Origin of the sequence: Candidatus Pelagibacter sp. HIMB1636 (assembly GCF_052047675.1) — a bacterium.
Lineage (GTDB): Bacteria > Pseudomonadota > Alphaproteobacteria > Pelagibacterales > Pelagibacteraceae > Pelagibacter.
In genome coordinates this window covers 1,418,786-1,436,164 of record NZ_JBNAJP010000001.1, presented here as the reverse complement: position 1 = coordinate 1,436,164, position 17,379 = coordinate 1,418,786, and the positions used below count along the sequence as shown (strand labels likewise).

Genomic DNA, 17,379 nt, shown 5'->3' with positions numbered 1-17,379 from the left:
ATATTAAACTATTAAAATTTTCTTCGTTTTAGTGATAAAATATGAAATACATTCATTTATTTATTTTGAAATTTTCCACTTAATTAAACTATTCAATTTATAAAATAATTTAAAAAAATATATGAATAAAAAAAATAATTTAAAATTTTTAAAATATATTTTTAAATCTTGTGAAATTTTTGATAATAAATTTTTATAAGAATTACTTAAACCACCAGTCTCCATTAAGACGAAATTTTTTTCAATTTTTTTATATTTTATTCCTTTTAATTTAGACATACGTAGAATGAAATCAGTATCAGAGGATATATTATATTTAATATTATAAAACTTTAATTTTTTAATAACATTTTTTTTTACAACTAAAGCAGTGTGAGCAACTTTAAAAGAATTAAATTTATTTAATTTTTCTATTCTATAATCCCAATATCTAGAAATCTTTCCCTGTTTAGAAAATAATACATTTCCTGAAATTGCATCATAGCTTGATATATTTTCATTGATAACTTTCAAAGTATCTTTGGAAAAAAAAATATCTCCTGAATGTAGAATAACTATATATTTTCCTTTAGCAATTTTAATACCAAAATTCAAACCATCATATAAATTTTTGTCTTTCCTAACTATATGATTTAATTTAGGAAAATATTTATTTTTTTTTTTAATAGTTTCGGTAGTTCCATCTTTTGATTTTCCATCAATAATAATAAATTCAAAATTTTTGTACTGTTGTTTCTTTACAGAATTAATAGTTCTTAATATTTGAAATTTATTATTTTTTACAACAGTTATTATAGAAAATTTCACTTTGAATTAATATAAGATCTGTACGCTTTAATAAGGCCTTCATCTAATTTTGTTTTATACTTCCAGCCATATTTTTTAGCTTTACTTATATCTAACAATTTTTGAGGAGTTCCATCAGGCTTGGTTCTATCAAATTTGATTTGGGCTTTTACACCTACAACTTTAAGAATTTTTTTTGCGATATCTATTATAGTATAATCTTTACCGTACCCAATATTTATTAAAGTTTGTTGAGTTTTTTTATTCATAAAATAAATACATGCATCAGCAATATCATCTACATAGATTACTTCTCTTTTTACTTTTCCAGAGCCCCACAAATTTAAAATTTTACTTTTTTTTCTTTTTATTTCATGTGCTTTCCTTATTAAAGCTGGAATAAAATGAGAAGTTTTAAGGTCATAGTTATCATTTGGTCCAAATGTGTTTGATGGCATTAAACAAACATAGTTTGTCCCATATTGGTAATTATAACTTTCACATAATTTAATACCTGCAATTTTAGCTACTGCATATGGTTCATTAGTTTTTTCTAATAGGCCCGATAAAAGATATTTCTCTTTTATTGGTTGTTTACAATCACGAGGATAAACACAGCTTGACCCAAGAAAAATTAAATTTTTAATTTTATTTAAATATGCTCCATGGATTAAATTATTTTGAATCTGCAAATTATTATATATAAACTCACCTCTGTAAGTGTCATTTGCTAAAATTCCGCCGACTTTAGCTGAACAAATAATGATTATTTTAGGCTTATTTTTTTTTAAAAAATTAAAAGTTTTTGATTGATCTGTTAAATCTAATTTTTTTTTAGTTATTGTCAAAATATTCTTGAAACCATAGATTTTTAACCTCCTTAGAACTGCCGATCCGACCAGACCTCGGTGTCCTGCAACAAATATTTTTGAATTTTTAGAAATCATAAACTTGCGCTTGCTTTCTTCATAATTAAAATTTTTTAAAAAAAATTTATAATGTATTTAATAAATAAGTATATATCATTATATATATAATAAGTTATTTATGTTGAAAGATTTAAAATTATTAATTAATTTTTCTTTAAAATTCTTCAAGTTAAAAATTATATACCTTCAAATTTTGATTATATTCAACTCCTTAATTCAGCTATTATCTATTTTTTCATTTGGTCCTTTAATATTATTGCTGCTAGATAGTAATGAGATAAAAAAATATCAAAATGGCTATTTTAGTGAAATCAATGATGATCAATTTTTTTTGTTTTTAATAGTATCAATAACACTATTATTCATAATTTCTAATTTATTAAATATTTTTGTTTCAAAAAAATCATTAAATTTTGGTCAAGAGGTAGGTGTTAAATTAAATAATAAATTATTTAGTAATATAATTTATAAGGATTACTCTTACCATTTAAACCAAAATAGTTCAGAAATAATTTCTAAAATGACACTTGAGAATGCTCGAGTTGTTAATAGTATTTTAATTCCAATACTACTAATAAATTCAAGAATAATTATTTTAATATTTGTGTTTTCAGGGCTTTTATTTTTCAACTTTATTGCTTCAATTTTAGTATTATTTTTCTTAACGGTAAGCTATTTTATTATTCTCACAATAAATAAGACTAGGTTCAGTATAAATAGTAATACAATAAGTAAAAACAATTTTTATAGACATAAAATTATCTCTGAAAGCTTAGGAAACATGAGAGAGACTATTATGTTTGAAGCTAGAAAATTTTTTTTAAATTTATTTGAGAAATCAAATGAAAAAATTGCATATTCGGTTGCAAGTAATCAATATTTATCATCCGTGCCAAAGTTTTTGATTGAAATATTAATTTTCACTTTTCTGTTATTTTTAATTTATTTTTTAAAAAGTAATAACTTACTTAATATATACCTACCTTTGATAGGAATTTATTTAATTGCAGGATATAAGCTGCTTCCTGCACTTCAAGCTGTTGCAAATTCGTATTCATCTATAAAAGGAAATCACAGTTCCTTAAGAAATATAAAAGATGAATTAGTAATAATATTGAATGATAAAGAAAAATTCTTGAATTATACAGATGAAAAAATTAAACCGTTTAAAACTTTAAAACTGGAAAATATATCTTTTTCACATAAAAATAATTTAATATTCAAAGATGTTAATTTAGAAATCTGTGAAAATGAAGTTATTGGAATCATTGGAGAGACTGGTTCAGGTAAATCTACGCTTATAGACATTTTATGTGGTTTGCTTTCTCCTGAAAAGGGAAAAACAAAATTAAACGAAATTGAATTAACAAATAATCAAATTAAAAACATACATAGAATAATTTCAATTGTGCCTCAAAGAATAAATCTTCTGGATGACACTATCAAAAACAATATTTTGTACGCTCATAAATTTCAAAATGAAAAAAATATTGATGAAAAGATTAATAATTTAAAAAATGTATGTTTATTGGATTATGTAGATAAAAAAGAACATGGATGGGACTCGGTGGTTGGAGAAAATGGTATAAAATTAAGTGGTGGACAAATACAAAGACTAGGTATTGCTAGGGCTCTATTTAAGAAACCTCAAATATTAATATTAGATGAAGCAACATCTGGGCTTGACAAAAAGACTGAAGAAAAGCTACTTAATAATATAATTAATTTAAGACCTAAATTAACAATTATTATTATCTCTCATAATAAAACAATACTAAACGTATGCAACAAAGTGTATAAAATTTTTGATCAAAAAATACAAAAATTATAAATTTATGATTGAAAGAATCTTATATAAAAAAAAATTGTTCGCTATAATTATTAGATCAAAATTTAAAGCATCAGGAATTAGTTTCTTTACAGAACCAAAAAATTCTATGCAATCTGGATATATTAACTATAAAAAAAACCACATTATTGTTCCCCATTATCACCCAAAGCAAAAAAAAATCATATACGACACAAATGAAATTTTATTTATTAAAAAAGGAAAAATAAGAATAAATTTTTTTGAGATAAAAAAACTAAAAAAAATAATTAAAAGTAAAATTTTATATAAAGGCGATATTGTTCATATTTTAAATGGTGGACATGGTTTTAAGGTATTACAAGATGTGGAAATGATGGAAATAAAGCAAGGTCCCTATAACTTTAAAAAATCAAAGTATAGACTAACAGGTAAAAAATGATACCAGTTTTTAAACCAATACTTTCTGGAACAGAAAAAAAAAACCTAATTGAGTGTGTTAATAAAAAATGGTTTTCATCTAATGGCAAATTCAACTTTAATTTAGAAAAAAAATTTAATAGCTTAACAAATAGAAAATATAGCTCATGTGTTAGTAATGGTACAACAGCTTTAGAGATTGCTGTTAGATCTTTGGGGATTAAGGCTGGCTCTGAAGTTATTGTTCCAACTTTTACAATAATATCTCCTATTTTAGCATTAATTAGAAATAAGCTTAAACCTGTTTTTGTAGATATTGAAAAAAAATATTGGTCAATGTCACCAAGTGAAATTGAAAAAAAAATTAATAAAAATACAAAAGCAATTTTGGTAGTTCACACATATGGTTTTCCAGCTGATATGGATAAAATTATGAAAATTAAAAAAAAATATAATTTATTATTAGTTGAGGATGCTGCTGAAATGCATGGACAAACTTATAAAAACAAGCCTTGTGGATCTTTTGGGGAGATTAGTACTTTTAGTTTTTACTCAAATAAATTTATTTCATGTGGAGAAGGTGGTATCGTGACTACTAACAGTCTAAAGACAAAAAAAAAAATTGATAATTTAAAAAATTTATCATTCGGTAAAAAAAATAGATTTGAACATAATGAGTTAGGATATAACTTTAGACTTAGCAATCTACAAGCTGCTGTAGCATACTCTCAAATTAAAGGCTTGAAAAAAATTATCAAAAGAAAAAGAGAAATAGGAAAAGCATATAACAAATTCTTTGAAACAAATAATAATTTAGAAATATTACCATTCCAAAATGAATATGCTAAAAATATTTATTGGGTTTATGGAATAATTGTTAAAAAAAATAATAAGAAAAAACTTGTAAAATATCTTGATTCAAAAAAAATTGAGACTAGAGATTTTTTTGTTGGAATGCATAAACAACCAATTTTAAAAAAAATAAATTTAATTGATAAAAAACAGAAATTTCCTAATTCTGATTATCTTGAAAAAAATGGAATTTATATTCCCTCTGGTCCTGATATCAGTCATGAAGAAATTAAATATGTTGCAAACACAATAAATAAATTTTTTAGCTTTTAAATTAAAATTTTGTTTATATGTTTTTCTAATAAATTTGAAAAATGTAAAATGTTATACTTAGCAATTTTTTTTTTTCCATTAGTTACAAGTTTTTTTCTCAATTTTTTACTATTTAATAATAAATTAATTTTTCTTGAAATACTTTTATAATCTTTTGGATTAAAATATATTGCAGAATTTCCCATTTGTTTTTTCATGGAATAGGCATTTGAACAGGCTAATGGTGTTCCTAAACTTATTGACTCTAAAGGTGGTATGTTGGTTGGACCACATAAGGATGCATAAATTGTTCCGACAGAATTAGTATATAGAGAAGACATTAAATCATCTGATACTCTTCCTAAAAAAATTATTTTTTTTTCAAGTTTATTTTTAAAAACATAATTTAAAACTTCTTTATAATAATTTTTTTTTGAACCACAAAAAACAAGCATAACATTTGGATTTTTTTTTAAAACATATTTAAAACCTTTAATTAAATTGATATGATTTTTATGCTCCCAAAATTGAGCTGGATAAAATAAATATTTTTTATTTAAATTAAATTTTTTAAAAATATTTATTTTTTTTATCTTATTTAAATATCTTGGGGCAATAAATGGGAGAATATATAATTTTTTACTTTCAACATTATAACATTCTTCTACATGCTTTTTTCCCATTGATGAGTCTACAAGTATCCCATCACAAAATTTACATATCCTTTTATAATGTAGATTTCTTTGCTTAATTATTTCTCTGGTATATTCTGAGAACTTAGATTCATAAATATGCATCAAGTCATGAATTGTTGATAAAGTTTTTTTTTTTACTTGATAAGATGTTATATTTTGACTTGGAAAAATTATTAAATCACAATCACTTTCATTAATTATTTTTACTTCTTCATGCAAAAATTCTTGAAGAAAAAAATATTGTAATTTTTTTGGAGCAATACTATAGACAACCTTTCTCAGAATTTTTTTAAATAAACTTTTATAAATTAATTTTTTTTTAATCTTTGTTGGTAATTCTTTTTCCCAAATTTTATCAGTATAGTAATATTTTATGTGAAATTTTTTTTTTTTACTTAATAACTCAAGTGCCTCAATAACACTTAAGGAATATTGATATATGCCACCCACTTCTCTAGGTGATGAAAGTAGGACTCCAATTTTTTTCATTAATTTTCTTCAACTTCAATAAAAATGATTTATATACTAATTTTAAAATGAACAGAAAAAAAAACATAATCATTACAGGATGTTGTGGTTTTATTGGTTTCAGCCTTTCACGTAGACTGCTTACTGATAAAAACTTATGTGTAATTGGGCTTGACACTATTGATGATTATTATGATGTAAATCTTAAAAAAAATAGACTTAAATTACTAAGAGCAAATAAAAATTTTCAATTTAAAAAAATTGATATTAGAAACTATAATTTACTAAAAAAAATTTTTCTAAAAAATAAAATTGATTTAGTATATAATTTTGCAGCTCAAGCAGGTGTGCAATTCTCGATAAAAAATCCAAAAAAATACATGGATTCAAACTGTATGGGATTCTTCAATATATTAGAACTATCAAGAATAAGTGGGGTTAAAACAATTTTTTATGCTTCATCTAGTTCTGTTTATGGTGATAGTAAAAAATTCCCAGTTAAGGAATATTTTGGTCTAAAGCCAAAAAATTTTTATGGTTTTAGTAAAAAAACAAATGAAGAAATGGCTCAAATTTATTCTAGGTATTATGGAATCAAAACAATTGGATTAAGGTTTTTTACTGTCTTTGGTCCCTGGGGAAGACCTGATTTGGTAATTAATAAGTTAATTGAGTCATTTTTCAAAAACAAAATTTTTTATTTAAATAATTATGGAAAACATATGAGAGATTTTACATATATAGATGATGTAATCGAAATTATTTTGAAATTAACAGTAAATCAAAAAAAAACTAAAAGTCATGAGATTTTTAACATATGTGGTTCTAATCCTATTTCTTTATTATACTTAGTAAAAATTTTTAAAAATAAAGTTGGAAAATCAAAAATTTTAAAAAGAGCTTTTCAAAAAGGTGATATACTAAAATCCTATGGATCAAACAACAAGTTGATCCAAACATTAGGTAAATTAAAGTTTACTCACTTTGACATTGGGTTTAATAACACAATTGAATGGTATAAAAAGTACCATAAAATTCAATAATTATTTCAATAGTGATCTAGCTATCTCTAAATCTTTTTTGAAATTAATATCAATTGATCTCTCATACGGCATAACATAGTTTGTTATCTTTCCACCTAATAAATATTTTTTAGTTTTTGATTTTTTGGTAATAACTACTGCAGGACCATTTCTAACAAAAAAAGATTTACGGTTAATAAATTTTAATCTCTCTAAATATTTATTTTTTTTTTGAAACATTATCTTTGAAGGATGATGAGATTCTTCAATTTCGTAAGTAGTAACAAGAGAGTCTGCCTTTGGATTGTTTAAAATTTTTTTACAACAACCATCTATATCTTTATAATTCCTAAGAGGTGATGTTACTTGTAATAAAACAATATATCGATAATTTTTATTTTTATAAATATTTAATTTATTTAAAGCATATTGAACTGTTTCCAACATAGGTGTTTTATCTAACGAAATTTTTTTTGGTCTTAAAAATGGAACTTTAGCTCCAAATTTTAAAGATTTTTTTTTAATTACTTCGCTATCTGTTAAAACTATAGTCTCACAAATAAATTTTGATTTTAATGCCTCCTTAATAGTGTAATAAATTAATGGTTTATTATTTATATGTAATAAATTTTTATTCTTTAATCTTTTAGAACCTGATCTAGCTGGTATTATTGCAAGAAACATTAGTAGGTAATATTTTTTTGAGTACTAAATTTTTTTAATTGTTTCAATATTCTTACAACATTTTTACCAGTATTACCTGATCCATATAATTTTGATGATTTAAATTTTTTTCCATACTGTAATTTAATTTTTTTTTGTATTTCTTTCAATTCATTAGAAGATTGAATTACATTTTTTGATCTAAGCCTATTATTTTGTCTTTGACCAACATTAACAGCTGGAACACCAATAAATGCACCGTCTCTAATTGCTGAAGAAGAATTTCCAACAAGACATTTGCTATTTTTTATAAGTGGAATGTAATACTCTATCGGTAAGTTTTTTAATATTTTGAAATTTTTAAGTAATCCTTTTTCTCTAAAAATCCTTATTTGTTTTGAAATTTCATCTGATCCAGCATCAGAATTTGGCCAAATAATAATATTTTTTATATTAAACTTTTGTGTTGCCTTTAAAATATTTTGCATAGCTATTTTATTTACATCAATATCTGTTGTTACAGGATGATAAAGTATTACAAAATAATCATCTAATTGACTAATATAATCAATGTCACCAACACCACTTTTAGAGATGAATTTAAATTCATTGACAAAATTTTTTTTAGATATAATTTTTTTAACTAAATCATTCCTTGGACAACCAACATTAAAAACATACTTTTTAAGCTCTCCTAATTTTATGACTCGGTTCATAGAATCTTTATTTGAAACAAAATGTATATGGGAAAGTTTTGTAATTGCGTGCCTGACGTTTTCATCAATAGTCCCTGTTACCTCACCACCCATCGTATGTGCAACTAGTATATTCATATAGCTAGCTGCAATTGCTGTTGATATAGTTTCGTGTCTATCACCAACAGTAAAAACAATATCAGGTTTTAATTTTGAAAAACATTCAGACAACTCAATCAAACCTAACCCGGTAGTTTTGACCATTGATTTTAATTCAGAGCTAGAAAATTGATTTTCAATTTTAAAATTAACTTTAAATCCATCTCTTAAAATTCGATTATACACGTCTCCAAACTTATCTTGTGTTGCCGATGCACCCACAATAATTTGTAAATTAAATCTTTTACTTTTTTTACATTCAGCTATTACCGACCTCACACTATTATAGTTAGCTGAAGAAAATATTACAAAACAAATTTTTTTTAATTTCATTTAAGATCTTTAAGTTTTATTTTATGATTAGCTTTAATATTTCTTTTTAATTTTTTTCCTAATATTTTTTTATAATCAAAAGCTCTTATTCCATCTGCTGGTTTTTTGAAATTAATATTTTTTTTTGTTAATACCGTATTTTTTGAGAGATCATAAGATGCGACTATCCCTTTCTCAAAAATAATCTTCATTTTTTTATATTTTTTGATGTTATTTTTATTTACTGGATTTTTAACAATTTTCCAAATTTCCTTTATTGTTTTTGATAAAAAAGAAAATTCTTTTGGTTCCATGGAATTTTTTGCATCACTTCCATACATATTTCTTGATAAAGTAAAATGCTTTTCAATTACAGATGCACCATTAGCTGCAGCAGCAAAAGGTGCTGAAAATCCCAATGTATGATCAGAAAAACCTACATCACAATCATATTTTCTTTGCATTTCAAACAAAACGTTTAAACCTACCTGCTCTAAAGGGCATGGATATATTGATGAGCATTGCAATAATGTATAATTTTTTTTTAATAATTTTGTTGCAACTGTAATTTCTCTCCAATCACTCATTCCTGTAGATAAGTAAATATGTTTATTAGTTTTTTTTAGTTTCTCTAAAAGTGGAAGATTTGTAAGTTCTCCAGATGGTACTTTATAACTATCAACTTTAATTCTCTCAAGAATATCTACTGCTTTTTCACTAAATGGGGAACACAAAAATTTCACTTTATGGTATTTACAAATTTTTTTTAACTCTATCCATTCTTTAAAATTAAATGCAGTTCTTTTAAAATAATTAAATCTAGTTTCGGTTTTAAAATAATCTGGTGATGGAGCGTCCTCTAAGGTTTCTTCTTCTGCAATATGCATTTGAAATTTTACAATATCAGCACCAGATTCTGAGGCTTTTTTTATTAACTTTTTAGCTAAATTAAGATTACCATCATGAACTGAGCCTAATTCTGCGATGATTTTATATTTTTTTTTCAATTTAGATGATTTTAAAAATATATTTTATTAAAAGAGATAATCTATATCTTATTGATAAGTTATAATATATCCAAGCTTCGTTAGTTTTCTCATTGATATAATCATTTTTTTTATTTTTTAAATGTTGAAATGACATCATTTCATATCTTTTTCGATTAGCAAGATGATTTTTGTTTTTATAACCAATATTTGTAATCATATTTATACTTGGTTTAATACATTTTAAATTTTTAGTTAAGCAATCATAAGCGATTGTATAATCCCAGGTTTTGTGTTTACCTTCATTAAATTCTTTAAATAAACTTAGCCAATAAAGCTTAGCTAAGAACGTGGGTACATTTTTTGAAAAGTTTTTATTTTTTTTTAATTTCTTAACATTATTTAATTTATAATTATAATTTTTCCATCGATCCTTCCATGTGGCCCATCCATGAATCCAAGGTAAAGATGATTGATAAGTAATTTTACCAAACTCATTAGATAAAGTTCCAGTACCACAAATCTGAAAAATATTTTTATCTTTTTTATGAATTTTAAGTAATGTTTCGCAAAAATTGAAGAATGTTTTACTTGGTATGGTGTCATCTTCAAGAATAATGCCTTTATCAACATGATTAAAGAACCAGTCTATGCCTTTTGGTGGAGCAATTTGTTTACCAAGATTTTGATTAAAGAAATTGGTTTTGATTTTGTTAGCATAATTAAATTTCTTTATGATTTCTCTGACTTTTTTATGCCTTTTAATTAACAATTTGTCATCTCCTTTATATCCATCTTGAGAAATATAAATTTTACTAATCTCGCATTTTTTAAATATTTTAAATAACTTGCTTAAAAATTCTGGTCTATCGAAGCATAAAACTAAAATAGGTGTAGTAATTTTTTTTTCTACTAAATTTATTATCATAATAAGAACGATAACAATTATAATGTTTTTGTAAAAATTTCATCCTTAAATTATATGCATAAATTATTTAATTATTACGTTTATAAATTATAAAAAAAACTTCTATAATATTTATAGCAAAATAATGATTTCAAGAAAAACTATAAACATTCATATAAAATAAGTTAACTTTTTTAAAATTTTTTTAGTATTTAAATTTAATAAACTTTATAATAATTAAAAAAATTAACTTATTAATAATACCATGAAATTTAGATTAACAAAAAAAGATGGTTTAGATTACGCTAAAAAAAGTGGTGATTTTAACAGTATTCACCTAAATAGTTTAGTGGGATATAATTCATCTTTTGGATCAGAAATTTGTCATGGAACATTAATTATAATAAAGTCTTTAAAACTTTTAAAAATCAATAAAATTTTAAAAAATAAGAAAAATTTTAATTTAAACTTTAATTTTAAAAATTTTTTCGTCTATAATGAAAATACTTATATAAATATACGAAAAAATGTTATTTTTCAAAAAAACGCAGGTCTTATTGAATTTAGTCTAAAATCTAAAAATATCTCAGCAGGAAAATTTTTAAATTATTCTAAGAAAAAAATTATTAAACATTCATCAAACAGTAAAAATAACCATTTTGATAATTTATGTGATATTCTTAATATTGTATCAAGATATGTAGGAATGATTTATCCTGGTAAGTATTCTTTATTAAATAGTATTAATATAAATTTTAATTACGAAAGTAAAAATATTAATAGAGAGATTTTTATACTATCGAAAAAAAATAAGAGATTTCCTATAATAGAAAATAAATTAACTTATAAAAATTACGAAATTAATTTTTTAAGCTTGGAAAGACCAAGACTCGTAGTAAAAAATGAAGAAATTAGTAAAGTTTTTAAAAATAAAATAAAAAAAATTAACGAACCGATATTGATCATTGGTGCTAGTAGCGGAATTGGCAACGAACTTTTAAAAATTTTTGAGTTGAACAAAAAAATAAAGATCTTAGCAACTTTTTATAGGAATAAAATAAAAATTAAAAATAAAAATACGAAATTATTTAAAATAAATGTAGAAAAAGATGAAATGAAACTAAAGAAAATTTTAAATAAATTTCCAATAATAAGAATTTTTTATATGGCTACACCAAGAATTAATATTAAAAATAATACACAAGAAAATTTTAAAAAATTTAAATTTTTTTATAACGATTTACCATTAAAAATTTTAAAATTTTATCCAAAGAAAATAATTAAATTTTTTTATCCAGCTTCAATATATTCTGAAAAGATTAAATCTCATTATTCTAAGTCAAAGCTTATTGCAGAAAAAAATTTAAAAAAATTAAAAAAAGATAATATTAAAATTAATATTTTAAAAATACCTGAAGTTAATACAAAACATAATTTATCAATTATAAATAATAAATTACCTAGTTTTACTAAACTTTTAAACAAAAATAAAAATTTTCAAAGAAAAATTTTATTTCTTTAATTTTTTTATTATTTTTGAAATTTCGTTCAATTTGAAAAAATCATTAGTAGTAAATTTAACTTTAAATTCTTTTTCAATGTTCAATAAAAAATTTACATGGCCAATTGAGTCCCAACCAGGGGTATTTAGCATTGTCATTTTATCAAAATTTTTTTTTAACTTAGCTTTTTTAAAATTTTTTTTAAAGATTTTTTCTAATTTTTTTTTAATCATATATTTCAGAATTAATTATTTTACTTTTGTTTTTTAAAATATAAAAAGAAGATTTATTAAGACTTAGAATACTTTTTTTGTTATCGAGCATTTCTTTTTCCTTTTTATTTAGTTTTTTTAATGTTTTTATTGAATTTAGAAAATTTAAACCAGGAGTATTTTTTTTAGTTTTAATAAATTGAATAAGTAATCCATTTAATTTTTTTTTAATTGAATACTTTTTTAAAAAATTTAATAAATGGTTCTCTACATACCTGCCCAATATCCTACAACTTAGCAAGAAAGTATCAATATAAGCATAATTATTAAACTTTTTAACTATGATAAGAGATATAATTCCATGGTCACCATATATATCTTTTAATTTCGCTAAAAAAACATCACTATTCTTACTAATATTAATAATATCAGAATGATTATATCTTTTGGTAGTTAAATTAAATTGATTTGTTTTATTTGTTAACTGAACTGCTCTATCAATATTTGAGTCATTAAGTTTTTCAATTTTTAGTTTAACATTTATACTCTTTAAGTAATTGATCTCATCGTCAAATAATTTTTTTTTTTCTAAAAAATTATCTCTTTGTTTGTACTGTTGTGTTTTTTTATTATCTTCTTTTACATTAGAATGTTTTAAAAAACCTATGTATTCACTTAACTGCTTAGGCCATTCTGATACATCCTCTTCTGGTTCAATTACGTCAATTTTTGGTAATTTTTTTCGAACTTTTTCTCTCTCAATTGGATTATCATCCCAAAACACAAAACTATCAAGACCTAACATTAATTCCTGAGATAAATCATTTATATTTTTTGATTTTTCATGCCAGTTTACTTTATAACTAGTAATATCTTCGTCTCTTAAAATCATACCTTTGTGTTTCTTTAAAACCTCAAGAACATCTTTTTTTTCATTTTTACTTGCTAAAACTATTAATATTCCCCTATTTTTAATTAATTTAATTACCTTTTGAAAATCTCTGAACGCTCTACCTACTCCATCTTGTCCTATTTGAATTTTGCTAAAACCATCTTCACCTAAAACACCACCCCAGATAGTATTATCACAATCAAGAATTAATACTTTTTTATTAGTTGAATTAATATTCATTATAATTTTATCTATATGTTTTGATAATATATTTAAGCCATCAGAAGATAACCTACTATTCATTAAATAATAATTACGGTGACTAAAACAATTTTTTAGTCCAGAATATGAAAATATTTTATCTAAATCAAAAATAAATAAATTTTTAAAATTTCTAGAGAGTTTATATAACTCATTTAAAAAATAAATTTTCAAATCTGAATTAGTATTTTTAATTCTTAAATTAGGTATAGTATCTTCGAACAAGAAATCTGAAATTCCAACTATATAATTAGTTTCTTTATTTTTAATTAAATTTAATATTAATTTTATAAATGAGTTTATCTTTATTTTATGTTCTTTTGAAACTGTGTTTGTATTATTAAAATATTCTAAAATATCAGGTAAAAAAATAAGATTTATTTGAGTAGAATATTTTTTATCTATATAAAAAACTTTTCCAAACGGAGAAAAATTTAATTTGTATTTTTTTTTTAAATATTTCCAACAATCATTTGAATCATTAAGAAACGAGGTAGAAGATATTAGAGTTTTTTTCATATTTTATTAGGTCTATCTTGATCTCCATCTCCTTTATTAATAATAACTTTCTTATTTTTTGAGTCACTAAATAAAACACATAGATCAAGATTTTCATTTTTTCTTATAAATGGTTCAAAATAGTTTGGTATTAGTTGTGAATTTTTTTTTTTTTGAAAACCCATTAATTTTAACGTTCTACTTTTAATTCCATAATTCATAAAATCAATATATTCGGCTTTATTCTTATATAAAAATTTTTCTATTAAGTATGAAATATTTACGTCAAAATCTTGTCCATAAATATCTACAATTCTGAATATGAAAGTATTATATTTAATAATTTTAATCTTTCTAACCACTAAAAAAAAAATTAATTTTTGATTTCTATAAACATTTAAAAAATAATATCTATAAAATGGATTAAAAAAATATTTATTATTAAAATAATTTTTTGATTTAGATTGAAAAATTTTATTTTGTGGAATTTCTTTTAAATAACTTGTTATTTTAATTTTAACATTATCTATTGGTTTTGATTGAGATATCAATAAATTTTTTGAAATTTTAGGTTTAATTTTATTATTTAAAATATAATAATGCTCCATTCTTTCACATAAACCAATCTGGCTAAATATTTTAAAAACTTTAGAATTAAAACCAATGCAACCTAAAAATTTAGGTTTTAATTTGTTAAATATATAAGAAATAAATTTAAAGGATATATCTTCTTTAAAGGATTTTGCCTTTACAATTAAAGCAATAAAAATAATACTATCAGTTGATGGATCCCAATTTTTTGATGAAATTAGACCCATCAAAGCGCTTAATTTATTTTTATTAAAATAACCTAAGAAATTGATTTTTTTCTTATTTTGGAAGTTATAATAAAAATTTAATACCTTCTTATTTGATGATAAAATATGATTAGAAGTATAATTCTTTTTTATAAAATCTTGTAACAAATTTGCTTCATTAGATTTAATAAATCTAATTTTATTATTTAAAGTCATTTGTATCAAATCTTGGTATTACAAATCTTTCTTTAAGATTTCTTTTTGTAAGTGAATTTTTATTCGTAGTTAATGCAAAACTAACTTTAAATTTTTTTAAGATCTTTATAGTGTGATTATTAAAGGATCCATAAGGATAACAAAAAGAAAAATTATTATTATAAATTTTTAATTTTTTAAAAAAATTTATAGTTTTTTTTATATCTTTTTCTTGATCAACACTATTAAGCTTACCTAGCCAAAAATGCTTATGTCCATGACCACCAAAAGTCATTCCATTTGAATGCATTTCTTGTATATGTTTTTTATTTATATAAAAAGTTTTAGATAATATTTCTTCATCAATACTTACGATTTCATTATAAAGTTTTTCTAATATTAGATTTCTAATATTTTTTGGCAAATAATATTGCAATAATCTCTTTATCAAAACTGTTTTTTTATCATCCCATCTACTTTCAAGTTTTATTTTTGAAATGTTTGAAATAATTTTTTTTTTATTTTTTAAATCATGTATCAATTTAAAAATATTTTCCAATAACTTATCTCTATTTTTTTCTTTTTCTAAAATAAGTTGAATTTTATTTACATCTAATAGAACATTATTCTCTATAGTTTCAACTGTTGGATAAAATAAACCTGAAATTTTATTTCTAACTAATTCTGGATATACGTAGTTGTAATGATCGTAATATCCATCATCAAATGTTAATAAAACGGATTTTTTTTTTGGTATTTTTTTTGAATATAATATCTCACAAAACTGGTTGTTATCTAAAATATTAAATTTTTTTTTAAAAAAATTTATTTGTCTTCTGAACTCCTTAAATTCCAAATAATTTAAATTTGGAAAATCATTATTTTTTTTTTCTTTTATATAATGATACATTATTATATATACATTATGTAATTTAGTTCTGACCATAATCTAAGTAAGTAAATTAGTTATTCTTTTTTAAATTTTTGATTAATTTATAAGCTTCATCAACAGTTTTTTCTACATTCACATAATATTTATTCAAAAAATTTTTTATTTTCATTGAATTATCATTTTTGTGATTGTAAAAATTTTCAATGTTTTTTTTAATCTTTTCAACTTCATCTATTTTGAAAGTAATTCCCAATTCTTTTTGAAAAATTTTTTCTATTGTAGGTTTTTTCATCATAGAAAAATCTTTATTATGGATTTTGTCAGAATAATCTAAAAAAAAACTCGGTCTATTAAAGGTAAATGTAAACTCTAAAGAAATTGCAGAATTATCTGTTAGAAGACTTCCCGATTCCTGCATACTTTTAATATTTGAAGACGATCTATCTAGATAAAAATTTTTACCAGAAAATTCATTTTCTATTTCATTTATAACTGCTCTATTATATTTATAGCTTTCAGGGTGAGGTCTGAAGATTACCTTTAATCCTTGATTTATTAATACTCTTATAGTCTCAGCTCCATGATCATTTAATAGATTTTTTTTATTATAATTCCATGATGGCGCAAATAAAATAGTTTTATTGTTTGATAAAGTAAAATTTACATTTTGTTTAAGAAAATCTAAATAAAAATATCCAACACAATAAAGCTCTTTTTTTTTTAACTTAAAAATCTTTTCCCTTTCCCTTATTTCATCATTTTGAAAATTTCCTAATGTAAAAATTACATCATAATTATCAAATGCACTATTTTTATAAATTTTATGGGTACTTGCCATTGCATGAAATAAATAGATATATTTTTTACAAAATTTAGATTTAAATAAATTATTTCCAATATCTGTTAAGGTCATAAAAAATAAGTCACATTTAATTATATTAAAAATTAGATATCTAAAAAAACCATTTCCTATAAATAAAACTCTAAACTGACTTTGTAATGATTTATATTCTTCTAAATCTGAAGTTAGGATTAAAATATTATTTTCATTTTTAAGTTTATTTGCTAGCTCAATATAATAATTTTTATAAAAAAGTGACTCTGAAAAAAAACATATTAGATCATCTTTATTTTTTATATTTAAATATTTAATAAAGTTCTTAATTAAAAGCAGCAT

At 22.1% G+C, this 17,379-nt stretch carries 17 protein-coding genes; 5 read left to right on the top strand and 12 right to left on the bottom strand.

The window, feature by feature from the left end:
* Positions 1-60 precede the first annotated feature (60 nt).
* Both ACTTA6_RS07515 and ACTTA6_RS07510 read right to left on the bottom strand, forming a co-directional pair.
* Complete coding sequence (locus ACTTA6_RS07515; protein WP_440680406.1) at positions 61-807, bottom strand: glycosyltransferase; 747 nt, start codon at positions 805-807, stop codon at positions 61-63.
* Positions 804-1,733, bottom strand: a complete 930-nt coding sequence (locus tag ACTTA6_RS07510; RefSeq protein WP_440680405.1) for a GDP-L-fucose synthase family protein — start codon at positions 1,731-1,733, stop codon at positions 804-806. The genes ACTTA6_RS07515 and ACTTA6_RS07510 overlap by 4 nt, the downstream gene beginning before the upstream one ends.
* A 100-nt stretch (positions 1,734-1,833) precedes the next feature.
* Here ACTTA6_RS07510 and ACTTA6_RS07505 point away from each other — a divergent pair, with 100 nt between their 5' ends.
* Genes ACTTA6_RS07505 through ACTTA6_RS07495 form a run of 3 tightly spaced genes read left to right on the top strand, consistent with a single transcriptional unit; the run spans position 1,834 to position 5,067 of the window.
* Positions 1,834-3,546: an ATP-binding cassette domain-containing protein gene (locus ACTTA6_RS07505; protein ID WP_440614699.1), complete on the top strand. Its 1,713-nt coding sequence runs from the start codon at positions 1,834-1,836 to the stop codon at positions 3,544-3,546.
* Between the two features lie 4 nt (positions 3,547-3,550).
* Complete coding sequence (locus ACTTA6_RS07500; RefSeq protein ID WP_440614700.1) at positions 3,551-3,964, top strand: hypothetical protein; 414 nt, start codon at positions 3,551-3,553, stop codon at positions 3,962-3,964.
* Entirely contained in the window at positions 3,961-5,067 is a 1,107-nt protein-coding gene (locus tag ACTTA6_RS07495; protein WP_440614701.1) for a DegT/DnrJ/EryC1/StrS family aminotransferase, read from the top strand. Before ACTTA6_RS07500 ends, ACTTA6_RS07495 begins: the two co-directional genes overlap by 4 nt.
* Here ACTTA6_RS07495 and ACTTA6_RS07490 read toward each other — a convergent pair.
* Entirely contained in the window at positions 5,064-6,230 is a 1,167-nt protein-coding gene (locus ACTTA6_RS07490; protein ID WP_440614702.1) for a glycosyltransferase family 4 protein, read from the bottom strand. The two genes, ACTTA6_RS07495 and ACTTA6_RS07490, sit on opposite strands and share 4 nt — an antisense overlap.
* 47 nt (positions 6,231-6,277) lie before the next feature.
* On the opposite strand from ACTTA6_RS07490, the gene ACTTA6_RS07485 reads away from it, so the two are divergent.
* A complete protein-coding gene (locus ACTTA6_RS07485) occupies positions 6,278-7,252 on the top strand; it encodes an NAD-dependent epimerase/dehydratase family protein (RefSeq protein WP_440614703.1) in 975 nt (324 codons plus the stop codon).
* Here ACTTA6_RS07485 and ACTTA6_RS07480 read toward each other — a convergent pair whose 3' ends face one another.
* The 4 genes from ACTTA6_RS07480 to ACTTA6_RS07465 are packed head-to-tail and all read right to left on the bottom strand — an operon-like array spanning position 7,253 to position 10,974.
* Positions 7,253-7,915, bottom strand: coding sequence for an acylneuraminate cytidylyltransferase family protein (locus ACTTA6_RS07480; RefSeq protein WP_440614704.1), 663 nt, complete (start codon positions 7,913-7,915; stop codon positions 7,253-7,255).
* Entirely contained in the window at positions 7,915-9,081 is a 1,167-nt protein-coding gene (gene neuC, locus ACTTA6_RS07475; protein WP_440614705.1) for a UDP-N-acetylglucosamine 2-epimerase, read from the bottom strand. Before neuC ends, ACTTA6_RS07480 begins: the two co-directional genes overlap by 1 nt.
* Entirely contained in the window at positions 9,078-10,067 is a 990-nt protein-coding gene (locus ACTTA6_RS07470) for an N-acetylneuraminate synthase family protein (RefSeq protein ID WP_440614706.1), read from the bottom strand. The genes neuC and ACTTA6_RS07470 overlap by 4 nt, the downstream gene beginning before the upstream one ends.
* 1 nt (position 10,068) lies before the next feature.
* The gene (locus ACTTA6_RS07465; RefSeq protein WP_440614707.1) at positions 10,069-10,974 is read right to left on the bottom strand and encodes a hypothetical protein; all 906 of its coding nucleotides are present in this window, start codon (positions 10,972-10,974) and stop codon (positions 10,069-10,071) included.
* Between the two features lie 244 nt (positions 10,975-11,218).
* Between ACTTA6_RS07465 and ACTTA6_RS07460 the strand changes: the two genes are divergently transcribed.
* Entirely contained in the window at positions 11,219-12,475 is a 1,257-nt protein-coding gene (locus ACTTA6_RS07460) for a hypothetical protein (protein ID WP_440680404.1), read from the top strand.
* Here ACTTA6_RS07460 and ACTTA6_RS07455 read toward each other — a convergent pair.
* From ACTTA6_RS07455 to ACTTA6_RS07435, 5 genes are read right to left on the bottom strand one after another with little or no spacing between them, the layout of a single operon-like run.
* A complete protein-coding gene (locus ACTTA6_RS07455; protein WP_440680403.1) occupies positions 12,464-12,688 on the bottom strand; it encodes an acyl carrier protein in 225 nt (74 codons plus the stop codon). The two genes, ACTTA6_RS07460 and ACTTA6_RS07455, sit on opposite strands and share 12 nt — an antisense overlap.
* Positions 12,681-14,339, bottom strand: coding sequence for an HAD-IIIC family phosphatase (locus ACTTA6_RS07450; protein ID WP_440680402.1), 1,659 nt, complete (start codon positions 14,337-14,339; stop codon positions 12,681-12,683). Before ACTTA6_RS07450 ends, ACTTA6_RS07455 begins: the two co-directional genes overlap by 8 nt.
* Positions 14,336-15,331, bottom strand: coding sequence for a hypothetical protein (locus ACTTA6_RS07445; protein WP_440680401.1), 996 nt, complete (start codon positions 15,329-15,331; stop codon positions 14,336-14,338). The genes ACTTA6_RS07450 and ACTTA6_RS07445 overlap by 4 nt, the downstream gene beginning before the upstream one ends.
* Complete coding sequence (locus tag ACTTA6_RS07440; protein WP_440680400.1) at positions 15,318-16,220, bottom strand: polysaccharide deacetylase family protein; 903 nt, start codon at positions 16,218-16,220, stop codon at positions 15,318-15,320. The genes ACTTA6_RS07445 and ACTTA6_RS07440 overlap by 14 nt, the downstream gene beginning before the upstream one ends.
* 52 nt (positions 16,221-16,272) lie before the next feature.
* Complete coding sequence (locus tag ACTTA6_RS07435) at positions 16,273-17,379, bottom strand: hypothetical protein (RefSeq protein WP_440614715.1); 1,107 nt, start codon at positions 17,377-17,379, stop codon at positions 16,273-16,275.

Bases quoted from the DNA above. Each gene is read 5' to 3' on its own strand.
- ACTTA6_RS07510 (WP_440680405.1), bottom strand. From the start codon at position 1,733: ATGATTTCTAAAAATTCAAAAATATTTGTTGCAGGACACCGAGGTCTG.
- ACTTA6_RS07505 (WP_440614699.1), top strand. From the start codon at position 1,834: ATGTTGAAAGATTTAAAATTATTAATTAATTTTTCTTTAAAATTCTTC.
- ACTTA6_RS07500 (WP_440614700.1), top strand. From the start codon at position 3,551: ATGATTGAAAGAATCTTATATAAAAAAAAATTGTTCGCTATAATTATT.
- ACTTA6_RS07495 (WP_440614701.1), top strand. From the start codon at position 3,961: ATGATACCAGTTTTTAAACCAATACTTTCTGGAACAGAAAAAAAAAAC.
- ACTTA6_RS07490 (WP_440614702.1), bottom strand. From the start codon at position 6,230: ATGAAAAAAATTGGAGTCCTACTTTCATCACCTAGAGAAGTGGGTGGC.
- ACTTA6_RS07485 (WP_440614703.1), top strand. From the start codon at position 6,278: ATGAACAGAAAAAAAAACATAATCATTACAGGATGTTGTGGTTTTATT.
- ACTTA6_RS07480 (WP_440614704.1), bottom strand. From the start codon at position 7,915: ATGTTTCTTGCAATAATACCAGCTAGATCAGGTTCTAAAAGATTAAAG.
- neuC (WP_440614705.1), bottom strand. From the start codon at position 9,081: ATGAAATTAAAAAAAATTTGTTTTGTAATATTTTCTTCAGCTAACTAT.
- ACTTA6_RS07465 (WP_440614707.1), bottom strand. From the start codon at position 10,974: ATGATAATAAATTTAGTAGAAAAAAAAATTACTACACCTATTTTAGTT.
- ACTTA6_RS07460 (WP_440680404.1), top strand. From the start codon at position 11,219: ATGAAATTTAGATTAACAAAAAAAGATGGTTTAGATTACGCTAAAAAA.
- ACTTA6_RS07455 (WP_440680403.1), bottom strand. From the start codon at position 12,688: ATGATTAAAAAAAAATTAGAAAAAATCTTTAAAAAAAATTTTAAAAAA.
- ACTTA6_RS07450 (WP_440680402.1), bottom strand. From the start codon at position 14,339: ATGAAAAAAACTCTAATATCTTCTACCTCGTTTCTTAATGATTCAAAT.
- ACTTA6_RS07445 (WP_440680401.1), bottom strand. From the start codon at position 15,331: ATGACTTTAAATAATAAAATTAGATTTATTAAATCTAATGAAGCAAAT.
- ACTTA6_RS07440 (WP_440680400.1), bottom strand. From the start codon at position 16,220: ATGTATCATTATATAAAAGAAAAAAAAAATAATGATTTTCCAAATTTA.
- ACTTA6_RS07435 (WP_440614715.1), bottom strand. From the start codon at position 17,379: ATGCTGCTTTTAATTAAGAACTTTATTAAATATTTAAATATAAAAAAT.